Raw genomic sequence first — 20,727 nt, 5'->3', positions numbered from 1 at the left:
TAGCCCTAAACTTTATTTTCGATTCGAAATAAAAAACTTATCAATGAACAATAAGTGATATAAGGCCAGTACCAGACCCCAAACGCTACCACGAAAAGAGAATTCTTGATGATTGAGAGGAAACAAATCGTGGTTACCTATATAGAGGCAGGTCAAAATAACAAATAGTATCCAAAATAAATCAGTCCATTTATATTTTGAAAAATATTTTTTCCACATAAGAACACCTTCTTTCCTATAATCTTATTATAATACTTTATGTAAGCGAATACAAGAAATTTGAGGTGATTTTTAAGTAGATTTCGAAGCTGAAAGACAGTAAAAACCAGCATTTTAAGCGCTGGTTTATTGTTTTAAACTAAGTTTCTTACAAAGCTTACTAACACTAATCTTTAAAAAAAGTTAGTTTTTGAAGTTGATTAATTGTTAGTTTCTCAAACTGTACTCTTTTTTATTTTTTAATCCCCAATAACTAAGGGCAAGTAATGCTACAACCCAAGCAAAAGTGATCCCCAAACTGTCAAAATTCAACTTGAAATCTGGTTTATTAAAGAAATCTACATAAGCTCCTAAGAAGGTTGTGTCCATAAATTTCTTAACCTCTGAGCTAACTTGAGAAAACATCGGCAAGAATGAAAGACCAAGCATTGGAATCAAACCATAAACCTGAGCCTGCGTTTGTGTCTCTGAAATAGCTCCAATTACTAGATTTAAGAGAATTGTACATAATGCTACCAGAGAAGCTACTACAAGGTATACAGGATAATCTTTTGCGAAATCCACTTCAACCATAATAGGGAAGGAAATAACTGAAGCCAAGGCAAAGATTACAGGATAAAACAACACGGAAACAAGATATTCTCCACGGCGAACTCCGCTTAAAATAAGTGTTTTAAAAATTCTTTTTTCTTTTTCCTCTGCAATAGAGTTTGAAATCATTGACCCAGAAGAAAATGAGAATGCCATTGTTAAAGAGCTATACAATAGTACTTTCCCTTGAGTGCCATCTGTATTCATAAAATTTTGGAAGAGTAGAACCAGAAAGAATGGGAATACTACCTGTACCAAAGTGTTTTTGTTTGTTAACAATACTTGTGTCCTCAACCAGATAAGGGCTAAAATTCTCTTAAACATCTAATTTTTCTCCTGTCAATTTAATAAAAATATCTTCTAAAGTTGGTTCACATGAGTGAATCGTCATCATTTTTTTATAATCTTCTTGCTGCAAGTCTTCAAAGCGCACTACCTTTTTAGTAGAATCACTATAAGTTACTGCAACCTTCTTTTCCGTGTTGTATTTTTGGATAATTTCGCTTGGGCTTCCTTGTTCAATAAGATCACCTTTATTCAAAAGAGCAAGGTTATCACATAATAAAGTCGCCTCATTCATATCATGAGTAGTTAAGAAAATGGTTGTTCCTCTTTCCTTTAACTCCTGTAGTAATTTGTGAATCTTCTTTGAGGTGGTGGGATCTAACCCACTTGTAGGTTCATCTAAAAATAGAACTTTAGGGTAATTGATTAAAGCACGAGCTAAAAGCATTCGTTGACGCATTCCTGTAGAAAGTTTCTCAGCTGGAGTGTCTTTACTATCATACAGACCAACTTGTTTTAGAATTTCTTCAATTCGAGATTTTGAAACTCCGTATAGTCTTGCAAATAGCAACAAGTTATTGTACAAACTTAATTTTTCGTAATAACCACTTGTGTCACCTACTAAACCTAACTCTTCAAAATCTGACGGAAGTAATTTTTGAGAATCTTTCCCTAATAATTCTGTCTTTCCGCTGTTAGCCTGTAGCTGTCCTGTAAGAATATTGATCATTGTTGTCTTCCCTGAACCAGATGGACCTAGGAATCCAAAAATTTCTCCTTCGTTTATTGAAAAACTAATTTGATTTAAAGCAATATTATCTCCAAATCGCTTTGTAACTCTTTCTACATTAATCATTTTATTACCTCTTTCTAATGATAAATTGTGTTTTAGAAACTTCACTCACTCCCATCGGTTATGTCAACAACTCTAATTCTAGGTTTTAAGTTGGAGTCCATTTTGATTTCTCTCATTTCATTTGGAAGTAAGAGAACTAATTTTAGTAGCTTCTCATCAAGTGTTACTTTACATAGGCGTCTGCTATCTAGACTATTTTTGATAATCAGATAGTCCTTTTTGACAAATTTTTCATCCATATAATAGTCAATTGTTTTTACCATATTTTCCTCCCGCCTGCTAATCTACATCCCTTTTAAATAGTAATGTTTCTAGCATTGCGCTCTTCTTAACTTATTTACAATAACAGTATATCCCTTATGAGAGTAAAAAAACAGGACATTTATGTCCACTGACATTTATGTCCTGTTTTTAAATTGAAATTATGGAAAATCCTTATTTTTTTCTTCTATTACTCTATCCCTAAATGATTTATCATTTAATAATTCCGATCCGTTTATTGCTTTATTATAGTAGTCCAAAGCAAGATCTTTATTCTGATTAGTATGAATATAATATTTGGCTTCAAAAAAATCTACTGTAGGTAGTAAAGCAAAATCTTGTATTTCATCTATTATTTCTCGTACAGCACTTAGCGTTTGGGGCATTAAATCATAATATTCAATATTAAAGTGATATAAAACAATTGATACAATAACCCTTTGAATCAAATGAATATTGTTGGCATCAGAGAAATTAGTTTGCTCCAAAATGTTAGAATAGATATTTTCAAATACATTATCAATTGGCTTGGCATTCAAAGTACACTTTAAGAAATACAAGTGTAAAATTAATAAATCATTAGTATCATAATTTGTTTTTAAAAGTAACTGCTCAAAATACTCCTCAATCAATCCCTCTCCAAATTCGGCATTTTCAGAAACATATACATCATCAATAGCTTGTAGAACCTCAACTGCTACTTGCTCATCTTCAGGCAGTTGGTCATAAAAGCTTTCCTGAATTTCTTCAAAGATAGCCTCACGTTGGCGGATTTTTTCTTCATCTCCATGAATAGATTGACGAATCAATTTTGTTTTTAGTTTTAAATACTCTTTAGGAACAATTAACAATCCTTCGTCAATTAACTGAGATATTGGAACTCCCAATACTTTGGCTATATAGTCTAGTTTCGCTAAACTGGGCAAGTTATTTCCAGTTTCAATTCGACCCAACTGACGAACAGTAAGTTCTTTTTCATCTCCACAAAAGGCCTCTCTACTCAATCCTTTTTCAGTCCGTAAGGTACGAATCCGTTTTCCTATTTCTAAATTACTCATATCATCCTCTTTATTGAATATTGAAATTCTTTAACTAACCGTTTAATTCTTGTTTAATATCCTTTTTACACATCAGGTAAGTCTTTTCTTAGTTCCTCTATCACTCGATTTTTAAAATTCATGTCATTCAAAAATTCTGCCCCATTGATAGCTTTTTCATAGTATTGCAGGGCTTTTTCTTTATCTTTTTCTCCGTATAAGTAATATTTTGCTTCAATGAAGTCTACAGTTGGTTTTAAACTAGTATCTCCGATGTCAATCATAATTTCTCTTAACATACTCAATATTTCAGGTATAAATTCATGATAAGCGATGTCAAGCTGATAAAGTACTAAACCTATTAGTACCCTTTGAAGCAAGTGAATATAGTTTGTATCATCATAATTTGTTTGAGATACAATATTTAGACAAACTTTGTTTAAAGTTACTTCATCTCGTTCTGCTTTAACCGCTAAAGATAAGAAATACAAGTACAATAGTAGTAGATCATTTGTCGAATATTCTGTTCGCAGCATTGTTTGCTCAAAATACTCTTCAATTAAACCTTCCCCAAATTCAGCGTTTTCAGAAACATACACATCATCAATGGCTTGTAGGACTTCAACTGCTACTTGCTCATCTTCAGGAAGTTGGTCATAAAAACGTTCCTGAATGTCTTCAAAGATAGCTTCACGTTGGTGGATTTTTTCTTCATCTCCATGAATAGATTGACGAATCAATTTCGTTTTTAGTTTTAAATACTCTTTAGGAACAATTAGTAAGCCTTCATCAATTAACTGAGACATCGGAACCCCTAACACTTCAGCTATATAGTCCAGTTTCGCTAAACTGGGCAAATTATTTCCAGTTTCAATTCGACCCAACTGACGAACAGTAAGTTCTTTTTCATCTCCACAAAAGGCTTCCCTACTCAGTCCTTTTCCAGTCCGTAAGGTACGAATCCGTTTCCCGATTTCTAAATTTTTCATCTTATTCCTCTGTAAATAGTCTTTTGCACATAAAAATAAAAGTACTTATGCTATTTATTATCATCTATTATTTCAAATATATTAACTTCTTCCTGAAAAAGCTACTTAGACTGCTTATCAGCCACCTCCACAATAAACAAAGAGATTTTTACATATCAGGAAACTCTTCTTTCATCTCCTCTATCACTCGATTTTTGAAATTCATATCATTAAAAAATTCTGCCCCATTGATAGCTTTTTCATAGTATTGTAGGGCTTTTTCTTTATTTTTTTCTCCATATAAGTAATATTTAGCCTCAAAGTAGTCTACCGTTGGTTTTAAGTTTGAATCTTGAATTTCCATCATAATTTCTCTTAGAAAACTAAAAATGACAGAGATATCTTCGTAGTATTCGTTCCTCATTTGATACAACAGTATTGCAATTAATACTCTTTGTAGTAGATGCATGTAAGTGTTATCTGAACAGTCAATTATGGTCACGATATTATTTCTTACTTTTTTAAAAATTTCATCATGTCGTTTGAAACTAATAGCACTTGATAAAAAATATAAATATAAGATCAATAAATCATTTACAGAATACTCCGTTTGTAGCAAAGTTTGATTGAAATATTCCTCAATCAAGCCCTCTCCAAATTCGGCATTTTCAGAAACATATACATCATCAATAGCTTGTAGAACCTCAACTGCTACTTGCTCATCTTCAGGCAGTTGGTCATAAAAGCTTTCCTGAATTTCTTCAAAGATAGCCTCACGTTGGCGGATTTTTTCTTCATCTCCATGAATAGATTGACGAATCAATTTTGTTTTTAGTTTTAAATACTCTTTAGGAACAATTAACAATCCTTCGTCAATTAACTGAGATATTGGAACTCCCAATACTTTGGCTATATAGTCTAGTTTCGCTAAGCTGGGCAAGTTATTTCCTGTTTCAATTCGACCCAACTGACGAACAGTAAGATGCTTTTCATCTCCACAAAAGGCTTCTCTACTCAGTCCTTTTTCAGTTCGTAAGGTGCGAATTCGTTTCCCTATTTCCAAATTACTCATAATGACCTCTTTAAATTCTAATTTGATAGTCAAACAACTACTTGTATACGTTTCCATTTTAACACACTTTCCTACAATTTTCAGAAAAAATAATTATAAGGAATAGTTTTAAGCCACTACCCTATATAAGTGACCCATTTCAATAAAGTATCTGAGGTCTATTTCTACTCAAGTATTCAAAAAAAGCGAATTTCAATCGAAATTCGCTTTTTTACAAAATGTATTCGTATAAATCTTGTATCTTAGTTCAAGTGCCAGATATCTTCGTTGTACTGAGCGATTGTACGGTCAGAAGAGAAGAATCCTGCTTTAGAAATGTTAACGATGACTTTATCCAACCATGCGTCACGGTCTTCGTAATCAGCCAACATTTGCTCTTTGACTTTGATGTAATCTTCTAAGTCAAGAAGAGTCATGAACCAGTCTTTGTTGATCAATTCATTGTAAAGACGTTCCAAGCGCTCTTTGTTTCCAGCTGCAAGAACTGCATCGCTAACGATGAAGTCAACCAATGGTTTGATAGCTTCACGAGCGTAGAATTCGCTTGATTTGTAAGCTGCTTTTGCGTAAAGGTCGATAACAGTTTCTGAATCTTCACCGAAGATGTAGATGTTCTCGTCGCCAACCAACTCAGCGATTTCCACATTAGCTCCGTCCATAGTTCCAAGAGTCAAAGCTCCGTTCAACATGAATTTCATGTTACCAGTACCTGAAGCCTCTTTAGAAGCAAGTGAGATTTGTTCTGAGATATCACATGCTGGGATAAGGAAGCTTGCTGCAGTAACGTTGTAGTTTTCAACCATAACTACTTGCAAGTGTGGAGCTACTGCTGGATCGTTAGCAATCACTTCTGACATGCAAAGGATCAAGTGGATAATGTCTTGAGCAATTGTGTAGGCTGGAGCTGCTTTACCACCAAAGAAGATTGTAATTGGGCGAGCAGGGATGTTACCAGCTTTGATGTCAAGGTATTTGTGGATAACGTACAAAGCGTTCATTTGTTGGCGTTTGTACTCGTGAAGACGTTTGATTTGGATGTCAAAGATAGAGTTTGGATTGATTTCCACACCTTGGTGTTCTTTCAAGTGACGAGCCAATTTACGTTTGTTGTGAGCCTTGATGCTTTCCAATTTTTCTTTGACAGCTGCTTTGTCTTCATAAGACAAAAGTTTTTCAAGCTCATCTGCTTCATGGTGCCAACCATCTCCAAGAATCTCATCCAAGTAGTGAGACAAGCTTGGGTTAGCATGCATGAGCCAACGACGGAAAGTGATACCGTTTGTTTTGTTGTTGAATTTTTCTGGGTAAAGGTCGTAGAAGGCTTTCAACTCAGAGTTCTTCAAGATTTCAGTGTGAAGTGCTGCTACCCCGTTAACGCTGTATCCGTAGTGGATATCCATGTGAGCCATGTGAACACGTCCGCTCTCGTCAATAATTTGAACAGCTGGATCTTTGTATTCTGCTTTCACGCGACGGTCCAATTCTTCGATGATTGGTACCAAGTGAGGAACCACTTCTTGCAAGAATTCAAGAGGCCATTTTTCAAGGGCTTCAGCAAGAATTGTGTGGTTAGTGTAGGCAGTCATGCTACGAACGATTGAGATTGCTTCGTCAAGCTCGATACCACGAGCAGTCAAAAGACGGATCAACTCAGGGATAACCATTGATGGGTGAGTATCGTTGATTTGTACAACTGCGTAGTCAGCAAGGTCATGCAAGTTGCTTCCTTTTTCGATTGCTTCTTCGATGATCAATTGCGCACCGTTTGAAACCATGAAGTATTGTTGGAAGATACGGAGCAATTCACCTTGACGGTCACTATCATCTGGGTAAAGGAAAAGAGTCAAGTTGCGAGCGATATCTGTCTTGTCAAAGTTGATACCGTCTTTAATGATTGAAGAATCAACAGAATCCAAGTCAAACAAACGCAAGCGGTTCTTAGTTTCTGTCTTGTAACCAGGTACATCGATATCGTAAAGAGTTGATGTCAATGTGAAGTGAGCAAATGGCACTTGGTAGCTACGGTTTGAGCGAACCAACCAGTTTTGCTCTGTCAACCATGCATTTGGAATTGTTTCTTGTTGGTTGTTTTTAAGAACTTGTTGGAAAAGACCATAGTGGTAGTTAAGACCAACACCGTCACCGTTCAAACCAAGAGTAGCAATTGAGTCGATAAAGCAGGCAGCCAAACGTCCTAAACCACCATTACCAAGAGATGGTTCCAATTCAACTTCTTCTACTTCGATTAGGTCTTTACCTGCAGCAGCAAGTTCTTTTTTAACATCGTCGTAAAGACCAAGGTTGATCAAGTTGTTTGACAAAAGTTTACCAATCAAGAACTCAGCTGAGATGTAGTAAACTTTTTTCTTACCAGTATTAACTGGTTTTTTGCTACTTGCAAGCTTGCTGTAGTTAAGAAGAGCAAGGTAAAGCTCTTCATTGCTACATTCTGCAATGGTTTTATTGTAACGATTTTGTACAAATTCTTGTAGTGATAACATGTTTAAGGTGTCTCCTGATATTGTATTATTTCTTTAATTCTACCAAATTTTCATTGATTCGGCGATAAATTGTCGTCAAGTCAAGCAAAGTTTCTTCGACAGCTGGTGTCAATTGATCTTCAGTCATACGCCAAGACCAGTTTCCACCAAGGGTAGATGGGAAGTTCATACGAGCTGCCTCATCCAATTCTAGCAAATCTTGCATAGTTGCAATTGCCATGAAGCTAACTGATGAAAAGACTGTACGAAGCATAGCATGTGGCACTGTTTCGTATTCTTTGCGGTTAGTGTAGCGAGCCATGTATTCACGAGTCGCATCATCGATCTCGTTACGGTACCAACCAAGGACCGTATTGTTATCGTGTGTTCCTGTGTACATAACTGAGTTAGCAGGTGCCAAGTGTGGGCTATCGATGCTTTCGTCTTCTGGGTTGAAGGCAAATTGAAGAATCTTCATTCCTGGGAAGCCAGTACGTTCACGCAATTCGATAACTTCGTCTGTCATGAAACCAAGATCTTCTGCGATGATGTTTAACTCACCAAGTTCTTCCTTAACGGCTGCAAAAAGCTTGTAGCCAGGACCTTTCACCCACTCACCAGGTGCTGCTGTATCGGAACCAGCAGGGATTTCCCAGTAAGATTCGAAGCCACGGAAGTGGTCGATACGAACGATATCGTAGATTTTGAAGCTTTCACGCAAGCGTTCAATCCACCATTTGTAGCCGTCTTTGTCCATTGCTTCCCAGTCATAGATTGGGTTACCCCAAAGCTGACCAGTTGCAGAAAACTCATCTGGTGGGCATCCTGCGATGCAAGTCGCCTTACCGTTGACATCTGTCTTGAAGAGATGTGGATTTGCCCACATATCGCTTGAATCTTCCGCTACGTAGATTGGCATGTCCCCAACGATTTCAATATGGTTATCGTTAGCGTAGGCTTTCAATTTCAACCATTGTTGGAAGAAGAAGTATTGAGTCACACGGTGGTAAACCAACTTGTCTGACAATTGCTCACGATAGCTTTCAAGTGCTGAAGCTTTACGAGCACGAGCATCTGCATCTGGCCATTCAGTCCAAGCAAGATTGTCAAAATGCTCTTTGATGGCCATATACTCTGCAAAGAGTTCAAGCCATGATTGGTTGTCTTGAGCAAATTTTTCAAAATCTTTAACATCTCCTACTTCCAAGAAACGTTTTACCGCTTTTTCTAAAAGAGGACGACGTGCATAGTAGATTTTAGCATAGTCAACTTCAGACGCATCGCTACCAAAGTCAACTCCTTCAAGGTCACTTGCTTGCAACAAACCTTGTTCCACCAAGATATCCAAATCGATAAAATGAGTGTTTCCTGCGAAGGCTGAGAAAGACTGGTAAGGAGAGTCTCCGTAACTAGTTGTTCCTAATGGAAGGATTTGCCAGTAACGTTGTTTTGTGCGAACCAAGAAATCAACGAAGTCGTAAGCACTTTTACCAAATGATCCGATTCCGTATGCTCCTGGAAGAGAAGAAATGTGCATCAACACACCACTTTGACGTTTTTTCATAATAAGCACCTCATGTGTTTATAGTTAGATATTACATTTTTACGAACGCAAACGTTTGCGCTATTATTAGTATATCTCATTTTTTTGATAAATGCAAGCGGTTTTAAAAAACTTTTTTGATTATTTTTTTAAAAGTTTTTCTTCATACTTGTATATATATTCTTTATAAAAAAATAAAATCCTCTAGATAATTTCTCTTACTCCATCTAAAAAAACAGTAAACCTATTTTCCATATATGGACCAAGCAATCGTTTTCTCTCTATTTGAATTATTCATAGGAGGAAAATATTTTATAATCTTTCTTCTATTATATAGCGTTTAAGCGTTTACCTTTCTGCCAAATTTTTTAAAATTTTTTCAAAAAAATGCTTGCAACCGTTTTCTATTTGTGTTATACTAGTGCCATAAAGGAAAACGTTTGCGTTTCCTCATTATAAAATTTGTTATTCTTTAGGAGGAATACACTATGTCATCTAAATTCATGAAGAGCGCTGCTGTGCTTGGAACTGCTACACTTGCTAGCTTGCTTTTGGTAGCTTGCGGAAGCAAAACTGCTGATAAGCCTGCTGATTCTGGTTCATCTGAAGCGAAAGAAATCACTTTCTACGTTGAAGATCAATATAAAGCATTTGCTGAATCAGCTGCAAAAGCTTACGAAAAAGAAGCTGGCGTAAAAGTGACTATCAAAACCGGAGACCAAATGGGTGGTCTTGACAACCTTTCTCTAGATAACCAATCTGGTAAAGCTGCTGATGTTATGATGGCACCATACGACCGTGTAGGTAGCCTTGGTACTGACGGACAACTTTCAGAAGTGAAATTGAGCGACGGCGCTAAAACAGATGATAAAACTAAATCTCTTGTAACAGCTGCTAACGGTAAAGTTTACGGTGCTCCTGCCGTTATCGAGTCACTTGTTATGTACTACAACAAAGACTTGGTAAAAGAAGCTCCAAAAACATTTGCTGACTTGGAAAACCTTGCTAAAGATAGCAAATACGCATTCGCTGGAGAAGATGGAAAAACTTCTGCTTTCCTAGCTGACTGGACAAACTTCTACTTTGCATACGGACTTCTTGCTGGTAACGGCGGTTACGTATTCGGACAAAACGGTAAAGACGCTAAAGACATCGGTCTTGCAAACGACGGCGCTATCAAAGGTGTAGAATACGCTAAATCTTGGTATGAAAAATGGCCTAAAGGTATGCAAGATACTGAAGGAGCTGGAAACCTAATCCAAACTCAATTCCAAGAAGGTAAAACAGCTGCTATCATCGATGGACCTTGGAAAGCTAAAGCCTTCAAAGACGCTAAAGTAAACTACGGTGTTGCAACTATCCCAACTCTTCCAAACGGAAAAGACTACGCAGCATTCGGTGGTGGTAAAGCTTGGATCATCCCATCAAGCACTAAGAACCTTGAAGCTGCTCAAAAATTTGTAGACTTCCTTGTTTCAACTGAAGAACAAAAAGCCTTCTACGATGCAACTAACGAAATCCCAGCTAACACTGAAGCTCGTTCATACGCTGAAGGTAAAAACGATGAGTTGACAACAGCTGTTATCAAACAGTTCAAGAACGCTCAACCAATGCCAAATATCTCTCAAATGTCAGCTGTTTGGGACCCAGCTAAAACAATGTTGTTTGAAGCTGTAAGCGGTAAGAAAGATGCTAAAACTGCTGCTAACGATGCTGTAACATTGATCAAAGAAACAATCAAACAAAAATTTGGTGAATAAAAAATTTGTTCAAGGGGGGTGGAAATCAAATCCCCCTTTGAATTTATCAACAAAAACACAAATAGTTTAGGTTTTATCTAGAAACCAGTATCCTATGAAAGGAGTTATTATGGAAAAGCAACAACCTAGTAAAGCAGCACTGCTGTCTATCATTCCTGGGTTAGGACAGATTTACAATAAACAAAAAGCCAAAGGTTTTATCTTCCTTGGTGTAACCATCGTATTTGTCCTTTATTTCCTAGTACTTGCAGCCCCTGAATTGAGCAATCTCATCACTCTTGGTGACAAACCAGGTCGTGACAATTCCCTCTTTATGCTGATTCGTGGTGCCTTCCATTTAATCTTTGTAGTTGTTTATGTACTCTTTTATTTCGCAAATATCAAAGATGCACATACAACTGCCAAACACATTAATAATGGTATTCCAGTAGCACTTACCTTTAAAGAAATGGTCAAAGGAATCTATGAAAATGGTTTCCCTTACCTCTTGATCATTCCATCTTACATTGCCATGACTTTTGCGATTATCTTCCCAGTTATCGTAACCTTGATGATCGCCTTTACCAACTACGACTTCCAACACTTGCCACCAAACAAATTGTTGGACTGGGTTGGTTTGACCAACTTTACAAACATTTGGAGCTTGAGTACCTTCCGTTCTGCCTTTGGTTCTGTTCTTTCTTGGACTATCATTTGGGCTTTATCTGCCTCAACTTTACAGATCGTGATTGGTATCTTCACAGCCATCATTGCTAACCAACCATTTATCAAAGGAAAACGTATCTTTGGTGTTATTTTCCTTCTTCCTTGGGCTGTCCCAGCCTTCATCACTATCTTGACATTCTCAAATATGTTTAACGATAGTGTTGGTGCTATCAACACTCAAGTCTTGCCGATCTTTGCTAAATTCCTTCCTTTCCTTGATGGGGCTCTTATTCCTTGGAAAACAGACCCTACTTGGACAAAGGTTGCCTTGATTATGATGCAAGGTTGGCTTGGATTCCCATACATCTACGTTTTGACTTTGGGTATCTTACAATCTATTCCTAACGACCTTTACGAAGCAGCTTATATTGACGGTGCCAATGCTTGGCAAAAATTCCGCAACATCACTTTCCCAATGATCTTGGCTGTTGCGGCACCTACTTTGATTAGCCAATACACCTTCAACTTTAACAACTTCTCTATCATGTACCTCTTCAATGGTGGAGGACCTGGTAGTGTCGGAGGGGGAGCTGGTTCAACCGATATCTTGATCTCATGGATCTACCGTTTGACAACAGGTACATCTCCTCAATACTCAATGGCGGCAGCTGTTACCTTGATTATCTCTATCATTGTCATCTCAATCTCTATGATCGCATTCAAGAAACTACACGCATTTGATATGGAGGATGTCTAAGATGAATAACTCAATTAAACTCAAACGTAGACTGACTCAAACCCTTACTTACCTCTACTTAATTGGCCTATCAATCGTGATTATCTATCCACTTTTGATTACCATCATGTCAGCCTTTAAAGCAGGTAACGTCTCAGCCTTTAAACTAGATACTAATATCGACCTCAATTTTGATAACTTTAAAGGCCTCTTCACTGAAACCTTGTACGGTACTTGGTACCTCAACACTTTGATTATCGCCTTAATTACTATGGCTGTTCAAACAAGTATTATCGTACTTGCTGGTTATGCTTATAGCCGTTACAATTTCTTGGCTCGTAAACAAAGTTTGGTCTTCTTCTTGATTATCCAAATGGTGCCAACAATGGCCGCTTTGACAGCCTTCTTCGTTATGGCACTTATGTTGAACGCCCTTAACCACAGCTGGTTCCTCATCTTCCTCTACGTTGGTGGTGGTATCCCGATGAATGCTTGGCTCATGAAGGGCTACTTCGATACAGTGCCAATGTCTCTAGACGAATCTGCAAAACTAGACGGTGCAGGACACTTCCGCCGCTTCTGGCAAATTGTTCTTCCACTTGTTCGCCCAATGGTTGCCGTACAAGCTCTCTGGGCCTTCATGGGACCTTTTGGAGACTACATCCTCTCTAGTTTCTTGCTTCGTGAGAAAGAATACTTTACTGTTGCCGTAGGTCTCCAAACCTTCGTTAGCAATGTGAAAAACATGAAGATTGCCTACTTCTCAGCAGGTGCTATCCTCATCGCCCTTCCAATCTGTATTCTCTTCTTCTTCCTACAAAAGAACTTTGTTTCAGGACTTACAAGTGGTGGCGACAAGGGATAATCTATCCCTGCCACCCTTTTCTTATTGCTACAAAATATATACCAACAACAAGCAATTTACCCCCTAGACTTGAAATAAAGCACATTTCTCTATATAATAATACTCATATAGAAAACACCTTTTAGAAAGATACAAATGCTTCCATATCCATTTTCATATTTTTCAAGTATTTGGGGATTTCGTAAGCCCCTGTCCAAACGTTTCGGACTCAACTGGTTTCAACTGCTCTTTACCAGTATCTTCCTTATCAGCTTGTCTATGGTACCCATTGCTATTCAAAACAGCTCACAGGAGACTTATCCGCTAGAAACCTTTATCGATAATGTCTATGAACCTCTGACGGATAAGGTTGTCCAGGATTTCTCTGAGCATGCTAAAATTATTGATGGTAAGTTAACTTATACAGGAACAGCTAGTCAAGCGCCTTCTGTTGTGATTGGTCCAAGTCAAAGTAAGGAATTACCGAAGGACTTGCAACTGCATTTCGATACAAAAGAACTGGTCATCAGCAAGGAAAGTAAAGAACTGACCCGTATCTCTTACCAAGCCATTCAGACTGAGAGTTTCAAAAGCAAGGACAGCTTGACCCAAGCAATTTCTAAAGGCTGGTACCAACAAAATCGTGTCTATATCAGTCTCTTCCTAGTTCTCGGTGCGAGCTTCCTCTTTGGTTTGAATTTCTTCATTGTATCTCTAGGAGCTAGTCTTCTCCTTTATATCACTAAGAAATCACGCCTCTTTTCATTTAGGACCTTTAAAGAGTGCTACCATTTTATCTTGAACTGTTTAGGATTACCAACTCTGATTACGCTTATTTTGGGCTTATTTGGCCAAAATATGACAACCCTCATCACTGTACAAAACATTCTTTTTGTTCTATATCTGGTCACTATTTTTTATAAAACACATTTCCGTGATCCAGGTTACCATAAATAGGAGATTTTTATGCCCGTTACGATTAAAGATGTGGCCAAGGCTGCTGGTGTTTCACCTTCAACCGTAACCCGTGTTATTCAAAATAAATCAACCATTAGCGACGAAACAAAAAAACGCGTTCGCAAGGCTATGAAGGAGCTCAATTACCACCCCAACCTCAATGCCCGTAGCTTGGTAAGTAGCTATACTCAAGTTATCGGCTTGGTGCTTCCTGACGACTCAGATGCCTTCTATCAAAATCCTTTCTTCCCATCTGTCCTCCGTGGTATTGCCCAAGTCGCCTCTGAAAATCACTACGCCATTCAGATTGCGACAGGTAAAGATGCCAAAGAGCGTCTTAAAGCTATTTCTCAGATGGTCTATGGTAAGCGTGTAGATGGTTTGATTTTCCTTTATGCTGAAGAGGAAGATCCCCTGGTCAAACTGGTGGCTGATGAACAGTTCCCCTTCCTCATTCTAGGAAAATCCATTTCACCCTTTATCCCTCTTGTCGATAATGACAATGTCCAAGCTGGTTTTGATGCAACCGAATATTTCATCAAAAAAGGATGCAAACGAATTGCCTTTATCGGAGGTTCTAAGAAACTCTTCGTTACACAAGACCGTCTAACTGGTTACGAATCCGCGCTCAAGCAATACCAACTGCCTCTTGATGGCAATCTGACCTACTTTGCAAATGAATTTCTAGAGGAAAAAGGATATCAGTTTAGCCAACTCCTCTTTCAGCATGACCCACAAATCGATGCTGTCATCACAACCGATAGCCTCCTAGCTGAAGGGGTCTGTGACTATATCGACCAACACCAGCTAAATGTACCGATTCTCAGCTTTGACTCTGTAAACCCAAAGCTCAACTTGGCAGCCTATGTCGATATCAATAGCTTGGAACTTGGTCGTGTTTCCCTTGAAACCATCCTCCAGATTATCAACGATGCTAAAAGTAATAAACAAATTTGTTACCGTCAGTTAATCGCCCACAAAATTATTGAAAAATAAAAACCAGCTCGAGCTGGTTTTTTTGGTCACTAATTATCAGTTTCAACGAATCGTCCCAGAATATGAACATTCTCCGATACAGAGACAAAGGCGCTTGGATCCACCTGTTTCATAATCTGTTTAAATTCATTAAACTCTGCACGTGTAATGACAGTAATTAAAACTGCCTTTCTTTCGTGATTATAGGTTCCTTCTGCATCGTGGATCATAGTTGCTCCGCGATGCAATTTTTTATGGATTTTTTCAATGACCTTGTCTGGATGATTGGTCACAATCATAGCCTGCATCCGTTTTTGCTTGGTAAAGACTGCGTCTGTCACACGGCTAGAGACAAAGATGGTAATCATAGAGTAGAGAGCGTATTTCCAACCAAAGGTCAAACCAGCTATCAGCATGATAGTCCCATTTACCAAGAAAGAAATACTACCGACATTCTTACCCGTTTTCTTGCGAATGGTCAGACTGACGATATCCGTTCCTCCACTGGAGATATTGTTGCGAAGAGCAAAACCAATCCCCAAGCCCATGACAACACCACCAAAAAGGGCATTGATAATGGGATCCTCCGTCAAAGTCGCCACAGGGACAAACTGGATAAAGAAGGAACTCATGGATACCGTGATAAAGGTAAAGACCGTGAATTTATGTCCAATCTGATACCAGGCCAAGACCATCAAAGGAAAATTAATAGCGTAGAAAGCCAATGAAATTGGAATATGAAAACCAAACCAGTGATTACTCAAGGCAGAGATAATCTGTGCCAGACCTGTCGCACCACTCGAATACACATGTCCTGGTTGGAAAAAGAAATTGACCGCTACTGCTGATAAAAATCCATAGACCAGAGAGGCCGAAATCTTCTCATCATATTTTTCGCGAGAGATGCTTTGTAAGACACGTAAAATTTTTATCTGATAAGCAAAGCGACGCAGATAATAGCGCCACCGCTTAATTCGTTTTGCTTGTTTCATCTTCTTCTACTTGTAAGCTGAGTTCCTCTAGTTGTTTGAGAGCTACTGTTGAAGGAGCTTGTGTCATTGGGTCAGTTGCCTTATTGTTTTTAGGGAAAGCAATGACTTCACGGATGTTTTCTTCTCCTGCAAGCAACATGACAAAACGATCAAGACCGATAGCCAAACCACCGTGTGGTGGGAAACCATAGTCCATGGCTTCAAGAAGGAAGCCAAACTGGTCATTTGCTTCTTCGGCTGAGAAACCAAGAGCCTTGAACATGCGTTCTTGAAGGTCTTTTTGATTGATACGAAGGCTACCACCACCAAGCTCATAACCGTTCAAGACGATATCGTAAGCAATGGCACGAACCTTAGCCAAATCACCTTCTAATTCGTGAGCAGTTTCTTCCTGTGGAAGTGTGAATGGATGGTGGGCGCTCATGTAGCGGCCTTCTTCTTCAGACCATTCAAACATTGGCCAGTCAACCACCCAAAGGAAGTTGAATTTATCGCTATCAATCAAACCAAGCTCTTTGGCAATACGTCCACGAAGGGCACCAAGAGTTGCATTGGCTACCTCAAGCGTATCCGCCACAAAGAGAACCAAGTCCTTATCCTCAAGCGCAAGTGCTGCTGTCAATTCTGCTTGGATGCCAGTCAAGAACTTGGCAACTGGTCCGTTTAATTCTCCATCAACCACCTTGACCCAAGCAAGGCCTTTAGCACCGTACTGTTTGGCTACTTCTGTCATCTTGTCGATGTCTTTACGTGAATAGTTGTCCGCAGCTCCTTTGACCACAATGGCTTTTACAGCAGGTGCTTCTGAAAAGACTTTAAAGTCTACACCTTTGACCACTTCTGTCAAGTCCTGAAGCAACATGTCAAAACGGGTATCTGGCTTGTCAGAACCGTAAAAAGCCATAGCGTCATCGTATTTCATACGAGGGAATGGAAGCGTCACTTCAAAGCCTTTGGTTTCTTTCATCACGCGCGCAATCAAACCTTCTGTGATATCTTGGATTTCTTGCTCAGTAAGGAAAGACGTTTCCAAGTCGACCTGGGTAAACTCAGGCTGACGGTCACCACGCAAGTCCTCATCACGGAAACATTTGACGATTTGATAATAACGGTCAAAACCAGCATTCATCAAGAGCTGTTTCGTGATTTGCGGACTTTGAGGAAGCGCGTAAAAATGCCCTTTATTAACACGAGACGGTACCAAATAGTCACGCGCCCCTTCAGGCGTTGACTTAGAAAGGAATGGTGTCTCCACGTCGATAAACTCCAACTCATCCAAGTAGTTACGAATAGAGTGGGTCACCTTGGCACGAAGTTTCAGATTTTCCAACATTTCTGGACGACGAAGGTCAAGGTAACGGTAACGCAAACGTGTATCGTCATTGGCCTCAATCCCATCTTTAATCTCAAATGGTGTTGTCTTAGCTGTATTAAGCACTGTCAGAGCTGTTACGTTTAGCTCAACTGCACCAGTTGGCAACTTATCATTGGCTTGCTCACGCGCAGCGACCTGTCCAGTCACCTCGATAACAAATTCGCTACGAAGGCTTTCAGCTGTTGCCATGACCTCTGCAGATACTTTTTCAGGGTTGATAACCAACTGCATGATTCCTTCACGGTCACGAAGATCTATAAAAATCAAACCACCAAGGTCACGACGACGACCTACCCATCCTTTCAAGGTTATTTCTTGTCCGATGTGTTCCTCACGAACACGACCAGCATACATACTACGTTTCATTGTTTCTCTCCTCTTTTATTCTGTTACTATTTTACCATAAAAGCGCAGGCTCTTCATTAAAATCAGCAGAAAAGTTTACCTGTCTTTAAAAATCAAATGAAGGCTCTAAAAATTAGCGCCCATACAAAAATCCGATGAACTTCACCGGACTCTTTTATTTTGAATTTTTGCCTGCTTTACGCTTTTCAGCGATTTCGGCTGCCTTTCTCGGCAAGACGATTTCCGTTGTGTAAGCTGTCCCAAAACGCCAGATACCGGCAATAGGGGCAAAGACCACTGCTAGATGGCTGTAGAAGAAATCTCCCTTAAAGGCATAAGCTAGCGCTCCAATAATGAAAAATAGAACGACTGCTTGAATCACTGCTAATAAAATTACTCGTTTCATGTGACCTCCTGACTCTATTATAGCATGAGAATCATCAAAAAGCCGACTAAATTATTCAAAGCGTGGAGAGAAATACTGTAGATCAGACCTTTTCGGCTTACATAAGCCAAGCCCAAGCTAAAACCAAGACTAGCATAAACTAAAAACTGTTGCAAAGTTCCTGGAGAATGAATCAAGGCAAACAGAACACTGGATACCAGAAGAAAAATCAGAGTTTGTTTACTATTGTCCTGCTTAGGAAAGAGATAGCGTGCTAACATCCCTCTAAAGATGAGTTCTTCCGTCAAAGGAGCAAAAATATTAATAGCAAAGAATGAGAAAAGTGGCTGAGCCAAGGTCAGGTCTGTCGCTGTTTGCTGATTTACCGAAGGATTATCGGGCAGGAAGAATTGAACGACAAGAGATAAGAACCAAACCAAGGCAGGGAGCCAAATAAATCGGTTAAAACCACTCTTCTCAATATGGACAGGAGCTTTCTGGTACCATTTATAAATGACGTACACATATACTCCAGCCAAGGCCACATAAAGCAAGGTAGTAGCATAGGGTGAAGCGCCTAGATTCAAAGCTTCTACAGCCCCACTCTGAACGGTACCATAGATAAACACAAAGGATAGAAGGGCTAGAAAAAACCAGCCAAAGTTTTTAAGTAATTTCATAAAGATCTCCTATTTAAAATAGCGTTTCACCATAGGTAACTGCATCACATTGATATAAACATGGATGACTCCGACAAGCAAGAAGGCTAGTAACTGAATCTCTCCTGTCAAGAAAGAAATGATAATAAGAAAAACATATAAGGCTGGTAAGACATATTGGTTTAATTGGAATAAAATTCGAAAACTCTGTTCCAAATTAGCCTGGCGCTCCCCTTCATCATAGGAATTTATATAGTCCAAGACATCCTTTGGTGTAGAGAAAAGAGCCAAATCAAACTGACGCACAATCGCAATTGTTTTAAAAAGAGATTTTTGAGCGATTAAGGATAGCACAAAGACTAAGAAAGAGAGGGAAAATGTTTGGTGGTCTGTATGCAATATAACCACTTCATTTAATGAGAGAAAAATAGACAATGAAATTGCTACGCTTGCAATATTAAAAGCAATGGTTCCAAACTCTAGATTCCGATACATCTGCACATAATAGGTTTCATTCAGATCATCATCCATTTCCTCTTGATACAAGGAATGAAATTTTCTGCTTTTCTTTAGGAAATTGAAAGTCAAAAAAAGAATAATGACGGCTAGTAGTAAACTGATAGCTGATAGCCATGGTATCAAGGGTTTTACATCTAACATAATTCCGTTGGATTCGGCATCTGCCTTAAACATCCCTACAAACATGCCCAAGAAACCTCCCAAGACAATAGACATCAAAAATAACAATCCACCTTTCTTTTTCTTTTTCATATTCATTCTCCTTTTTCACTTGCTAAATTGTTTGCTTTCTTTTCAATCCAGTCAACAACTGGGATAAGAGCAAAGTAGGCCCAGATAAATTGGTCGCTGTAATAGAGATCAAACCATCCTAGATTTGTTCCAATTAGTAGACACACGCTGACTAATAAAGCTATGGCAACTACATAATAAATCACTTTATACTTGTTCATCACTCGTCCTCCTCCAAGCGAAATACCGATTCGACTGTTTCGTTGAAAATCTGAGATATTTTCAAGGCAATCACAACGGACGGGGTGTATTCGTCCCGTTCTAATAGGCTGATAGTCTGTCTGGAAACCTCTGCTAGCTTGGCTAGTTCGGTTTGATTGAGGCCATCGCGAGCCCGCAGCTCTTTTAGACGATTTTTTAGTTGCATGTTACACACCTACTTTCCGTCAAATTCAACAGTTTGGATATCCTCAATGCGTTGTAGTTTGAATTTTTCTTTTCCTTTTTTATTAACACGACGTAGCTTGACCCATTCCTCATCTACATCTACAACTTCCCAGTTGTCTGTTCCAAAAACTTGTCCAACGATTGTCGGTGTTTTCCCAATCAATTCTTTTAAAATTCTTGACATTTCTTTATTTCCTTTCTGTTTTTGCTCAATTCTTTTGATTTTATTCTCTAGTTTCTTGACCTTTTGGGAATGGTAGATATAATACATAATCACAAGAGGTACAAATCCTAATGCCCACATAATCGTTCCTTTCTCCTTTTCTCTTAACTTGCTTATATTGTAACACATCTTTTTCTTTTTGACAAGCATATTTGTCAAAAAGTTTATGATTTTTGTCATTTTGCAAAAGAAAAAGGTCAGGAGTAGGTTCCTGACTAATTTTTCTACTATTAATACTCTTCGAAAATCAAATTCAAACCACGTCAGCTTCACCTTGCCGTACTCAAGTACAGCCTGCGGCTAGCTTTCTAGTTTGCTCTTT

Annotated in this window: 22 protein-coding genes; 5 read left to right on the top strand and 17 right to left on the bottom strand. The window is 38.6% G+C overall.

Annotated features, from left to right (window positions below; translation table 11 throughout):
* Positions 1–12: 12 nt before the first annotated feature.
* The 9 genes from SK642_RS11115 to malQ all read right to left on the bottom strand — a co-directional run bounded on the left by SK642_RS11115 (position 13) and on the right by malQ (position 9,333).
* Positions 13–219, bottom strand: coding sequence for a hypothetical protein (locus tag SK642_RS11115; RefSeq protein ID WP_033682930.1), 207 nt, complete (start codon positions 217–219; stop codon positions 13–15).
* 207 nt (positions 220–426) lie between these two features.
* A complete protein-coding gene (locus tag SK642_RS00585; RefSeq protein ID WP_033682929.1) occupies positions 427–1,134 on the bottom strand; it encodes an ABC transporter permease in 708 nt (235 codons plus the stop codon).
* Positions 1,127–1,951, bottom strand: a complete 825-nt coding sequence (locus SK642_RS00580; RefSeq protein ID WP_033682928.1) for an ABC transporter ATP-binding protein — start codon at positions 1,949–1,951, stop codon at positions 1,127–1,129. The genes SK642_RS00585 and SK642_RS00580 overlap by 8 nt, the downstream gene beginning before the upstream one ends.
* Before the next feature lie 41 nt (positions 1,952–1,992).
* A complete protein-coding gene (locus SK642_RS00575) occupies positions 1,993–2,214 on the bottom strand; it encodes a hypothetical protein (RefSeq protein ID WP_033679542.1) in 222 nt (73 codons plus the stop codon).
* Between the two features lie 159 nt (positions 2,215–2,373).
* Positions 2,374–3,270, bottom strand: coding sequence for a helix-turn-helix domain-containing protein (locus tag SK642_RS00570; RefSeq protein WP_033682927.1), 897 nt, complete (start codon positions 3,268–3,270; stop codon positions 2,374–2,376).
* Between the two features lie 65 nt (positions 3,271–3,335).
* Positions 3,336–4,238 carry a helix-turn-helix domain-containing protein gene (locus SK642_RS00565; RefSeq protein WP_033682926.1) on the bottom strand — a complete coding sequence of 301 codons (903 nt, stop codon included), beginning with the start codon at positions 4,236–4,238 and terminating at the stop codon, positions 3,336–3,338.
* Positions 4,239–4,386: 148 nt separating this feature from the next.
* The gene (locus SK642_RS00560; RefSeq protein ID WP_033682958.1) at positions 4,387–5,289 is read right to left on the bottom strand and encodes a helix-turn-helix domain-containing protein; all 903 of its coding nucleotides are present in this window, start codon (positions 5,287–5,289) and stop codon (positions 4,387–4,389) included.
* A 242-nt stretch (positions 5,290–5,531) separates the two neighbouring features.
* Complete coding sequence (gene glgP / locus SK642_RS00555; protein WP_033682925.1) at positions 5,532–7,790, bottom strand: glycogen/starch/alpha-glucan family phosphorylase; 2,259 nt, start codon at positions 7,788–7,790, stop codon at positions 5,532–5,534.
* Positions 7,791–7,815: 25 nt separating this feature from the next.
* A complete protein-coding gene (malQ, locus tag SK642_RS00550; protein ID WP_033682924.1) occupies positions 7,816–9,333 on the bottom strand; it encodes a 4-alpha-glucanotransferase in 1,518 nt (505 codons plus the stop codon).
* Positions 9,334–9,800: 467 nt separating this feature from the next.
* On the opposite strand from malQ, the gene SK642_RS00545 reads away from it, so the two are divergent.
* The 5 genes from SK642_RS00545 to SK642_RS00525 all read left to right on the top strand — a co-directional run bounded on the left by SK642_RS00545 (position 9,801) and on the right by SK642_RS00525 (position 15,250).
* Entirely contained in the window at positions 9,801–11,072 is a 1,272-nt protein-coding gene (locus SK642_RS00545) for an extracellular solute-binding protein (protein WP_033682923.1), read from the top strand.
* Positions 11,073–11,181: 109 nt separating this feature from the next.
* On the top strand, positions 11,182–12,474 hold the full coding sequence (locus SK642_RS00540) for a carbohydrate ABC transporter permease (RefSeq protein ID WP_033682922.1): 1,293 nt from the start codon (positions 11,182–11,184) through the stop codon (positions 12,472–12,474).
* A 1-nt stretch (position 12,475) separates the two neighbouring features.
* Positions 12,476–13,318, top strand: a complete 843-nt coding sequence (locus SK642_RS00535; RefSeq protein ID WP_004236955.1) for a sugar ABC transporter permease — start codon at positions 12,476–12,478, stop codon at positions 13,316–13,318.
* Between the two features lie 135 nt (positions 13,319–13,453).
* Positions 13,454–14,254: a DUF1189 domain-containing protein gene (locus tag SK642_RS00530; protein ID WP_033682921.1), complete on the top strand. Its 801-nt coding sequence runs from the start codon at positions 13,454–13,456 to the stop codon at positions 14,252–14,254.
* Positions 14,255–14,263: 9 nt separating this feature from the next.
* Complete coding sequence (locus SK642_RS00525) at positions 14,264–15,250, top strand: LacI family DNA-binding transcriptional regulator (RefSeq protein ID WP_033682920.1); 987 nt, start codon at positions 14,264–14,266, stop codon at positions 15,248–15,250.
* Between the two features lie 29 nt (positions 15,251–15,279).
* On the opposite strand, the gene SK642_RS00520 is transcribed toward SK642_RS00525, so the two are convergent.
* The 8 genes from SK642_RS00520 to SK642_RS00485 all read right to left on the bottom strand — a co-directional run bounded on the left by SK642_RS00520 (position 15,280) and on the right by SK642_RS00485 (position 20,636).
* On the bottom strand, positions 15,280–16,221 hold the full coding sequence (locus SK642_RS00520) for a YitT family protein (RefSeq protein ID WP_033682919.1): 942 nt from the start codon (positions 16,219–16,221) through the stop codon (positions 15,280–15,282).
* Complete coding sequence (gene aspS / locus SK642_RS00515) at positions 16,199–17,962, bottom strand: aspartate--tRNA ligase (protein WP_033682918.1); 1,764 nt, start codon at positions 17,960–17,962, stop codon at positions 16,199–16,201. The genes SK642_RS00520 and aspS overlap by 23 nt, the downstream gene beginning before the upstream one ends.
* 154 nt (positions 17,963–18,116) lie before the next feature.
* The gene (locus SK642_RS00510) at positions 18,117–18,347 is read right to left on the bottom strand and encodes a hypothetical protein (RefSeq protein WP_033682917.1); all 231 of its coding nucleotides are present in this window, start codon (positions 18,345–18,347) and stop codon (positions 18,117–18,119) included.
* Between the two features lie 17 nt (positions 18,348–18,364).
* Positions 18,365–19,006, bottom strand: coding sequence for a CPBP family intramembrane glutamic endopeptidase (locus tag SK642_RS00505; protein WP_033682916.1), 642 nt, complete (start codon positions 19,004–19,006; stop codon positions 18,365–18,367).
* Between the two features lie 9 nt (positions 19,007–19,015).
* Positions 19,016–19,762, bottom strand: a complete 747-nt coding sequence (locus SK642_RS00500) for a DUF3169 family protein (protein ID WP_080708879.1) — start codon at positions 19,760–19,762, stop codon at positions 19,016–19,018.
* The gene (locus SK642_RS00495) at positions 19,759–19,956 is read right to left on the bottom strand and encodes a hypothetical protein (RefSeq protein WP_033682914.1); all 198 of its coding nucleotides are present in this window, start codon (positions 19,954–19,956) and stop codon (positions 19,759–19,761) included. Before SK642_RS00495 ends, SK642_RS00500 begins: the two co-directional genes overlap by 4 nt.
* Positions 19,956–20,162, bottom strand: a complete 207-nt coding sequence (locus SK642_RS00490; protein WP_001176233.1) for a helix-turn-helix transcriptional regulator — start codon at positions 20,160–20,162, stop codon at positions 19,956–19,958. The genes SK642_RS00495 and SK642_RS00490 overlap by 1 nt, the downstream gene beginning before the upstream one ends.
* A 9-nt stretch (positions 20,163–20,171) precedes the next feature.
* The gene (locus SK642_RS00485) at positions 20,172–20,636 is read right to left on the bottom strand and encodes a hypothetical protein (RefSeq protein ID WP_033682957.1); all 465 of its coding nucleotides are present in this window, start codon (positions 20,634–20,636) and stop codon (positions 20,172–20,174) included.
* Positions 20,637–20,727: the final 91 nt, after the last annotated feature.

The organism is Streptococcus mitis (genome assembly GCF_000722705.1).
In the GTDB taxonomy this organism is placed as follows: domain Bacteria; phylum Bacillota; class Bacilli; order Lactobacillales; family Streptococcaceae; genus Streptococcus; species Streptococcus mitis_P.
The sequence above is the reverse complement of the archived record's forward strand: the minus strand, read 5'-3'. Positions and strand labels throughout refer to the sequence as shown.

Excerpts from the sequence above, each read along its gene's own strand:
- SK642_RS00525 (WP_033682920.1), top strand. The coding sequence starts at position 14,264 with ATGCCCGTTACGATTAAAGATGTGGCCAAGGCTGCTGGTGTTTCACCT.
- SK642_RS00580 (WP_033682928.1), bottom strand. The coding sequence starts at position 1,951 with ATGATTAATGTAGAAAGAGTTACAAAGCGATTTGGAGATAATATTGCT.
- SK642_RS00530 (WP_033682921.1), top strand. The coding sequence starts at position 13,454 with ATGCTTCCATATCCATTTTCATATTTTTCAAGTATTTGGGGATTTCGT.
- SK642_RS00540 (WP_033682922.1), top strand. The coding sequence starts at position 11,182 with ATGGAAAAGCAACAACCTAGTAAAGCAGCACTGCTGTCTATCATTCCT.
- SK642_RS00560 (WP_033682958.1), bottom strand. The coding sequence starts at position 5,289 with ATGAGTAATTTGGAAATAGGGAAACGAATTCGCACCTTACGAACTGAA.
- aspS (WP_033682918.1), bottom strand. The coding sequence starts at position 17,962 with ATGAAACGTAGTATGTATGCTGGTCGTGTTCGTGAGGAACACATCGGA.
- SK642_RS00545 (WP_033682923.1), top strand. The coding sequence starts at position 9,801 with ATGTCATCTAAATTCATGAAGAGCGCTGCTGTGCTTGGAACTGCTACA.
- SK642_RS00535 (WP_004236955.1), top strand. The coding sequence starts at position 12,476 with ATGAATAACTCAATTAAACTCAAACGTAGACTGACTCAAACCCTTACT.
- SK642_RS00490 (WP_001176233.1), bottom strand. The coding sequence starts at position 20,162 with ATGCAACTAAAAAATCGTCTAAAAGAGCTGCGGGCTCGCGATGGCCTC.
- SK642_RS00570 (WP_033682927.1), bottom strand. The coding sequence starts at position 3,270 with ATGAGTAATTTAGAAATAGGAAAACGGATTCGTACCTTACGGACTGAA.
- SK642_RS00565 (WP_033682926.1), bottom strand. The coding sequence starts at position 4,238 with ATGAAAAATTTAGAAATCGGGAAACGGATTCGTACCTTACGGACTGGA.
- SK642_RS00500 (WP_080708879.1), bottom strand. The coding sequence starts at position 19,762 with ATGAATATGAAAAAGAAAAAGAAAGGTGGATTGTTATTTTTGATGTCT.
- SK642_RS00520 (WP_033682919.1), bottom strand. The coding sequence starts at position 16,221 with ATGAAACAAGCAAAACGAATTAAGCGGTGGCGCTATTATCTGCGTCGC.
- SK642_RS11115 (WP_033682930.1), bottom strand. The coding sequence starts at position 219 with ATGTGGAAAAAATATTTTTCAAAATATAAATGGACTGATTTATTTTGG.
- SK642_RS00505 (WP_033682916.1), bottom strand. The coding sequence starts at position 19,006 with ATGAAATTACTTAAAAACTTTGGCTGGTTTTTTCTAGCCCTTCTATCC.
- SK642_RS00585 (WP_033682929.1), bottom strand. The coding sequence starts at position 1,134 with ATGTTTAAGAGAATTTTAGCCCTTATCTGGTTGAGGACACAAGTATTG.
- SK642_RS00495 (WP_033682914.1), bottom strand. The coding sequence starts at position 19,956 with ATGAACAAGTATAAAGTGATTTATTATGTAGTTGCCATAGCTTTATTA.
- SK642_RS00575 (WP_033679542.1), bottom strand. The coding sequence starts at position 2,214 with ATGGTAAAAACAATTGACTATTATATGGATGAAAAATTTGTCAAAAAG.
- SK642_RS00510 (WP_033682917.1), bottom strand. The coding sequence starts at position 18,347 with ATGAAACGAGTAATTTTATTAGCAGTGATTCAAGCAGTCGTTCTATTT.
- glgP (WP_033682925.1), bottom strand. The coding sequence starts at position 7,790 with ATGTTATCACTACAAGAATTTGTACAAAATCGTTACAATAAAACCATT.
- malQ (WP_033682924.1), bottom strand. The coding sequence starts at position 9,333 with ATGAAAAAACGTCAAAGTGGTGTGTTGATGCACATTTCTTCTCTTCCA.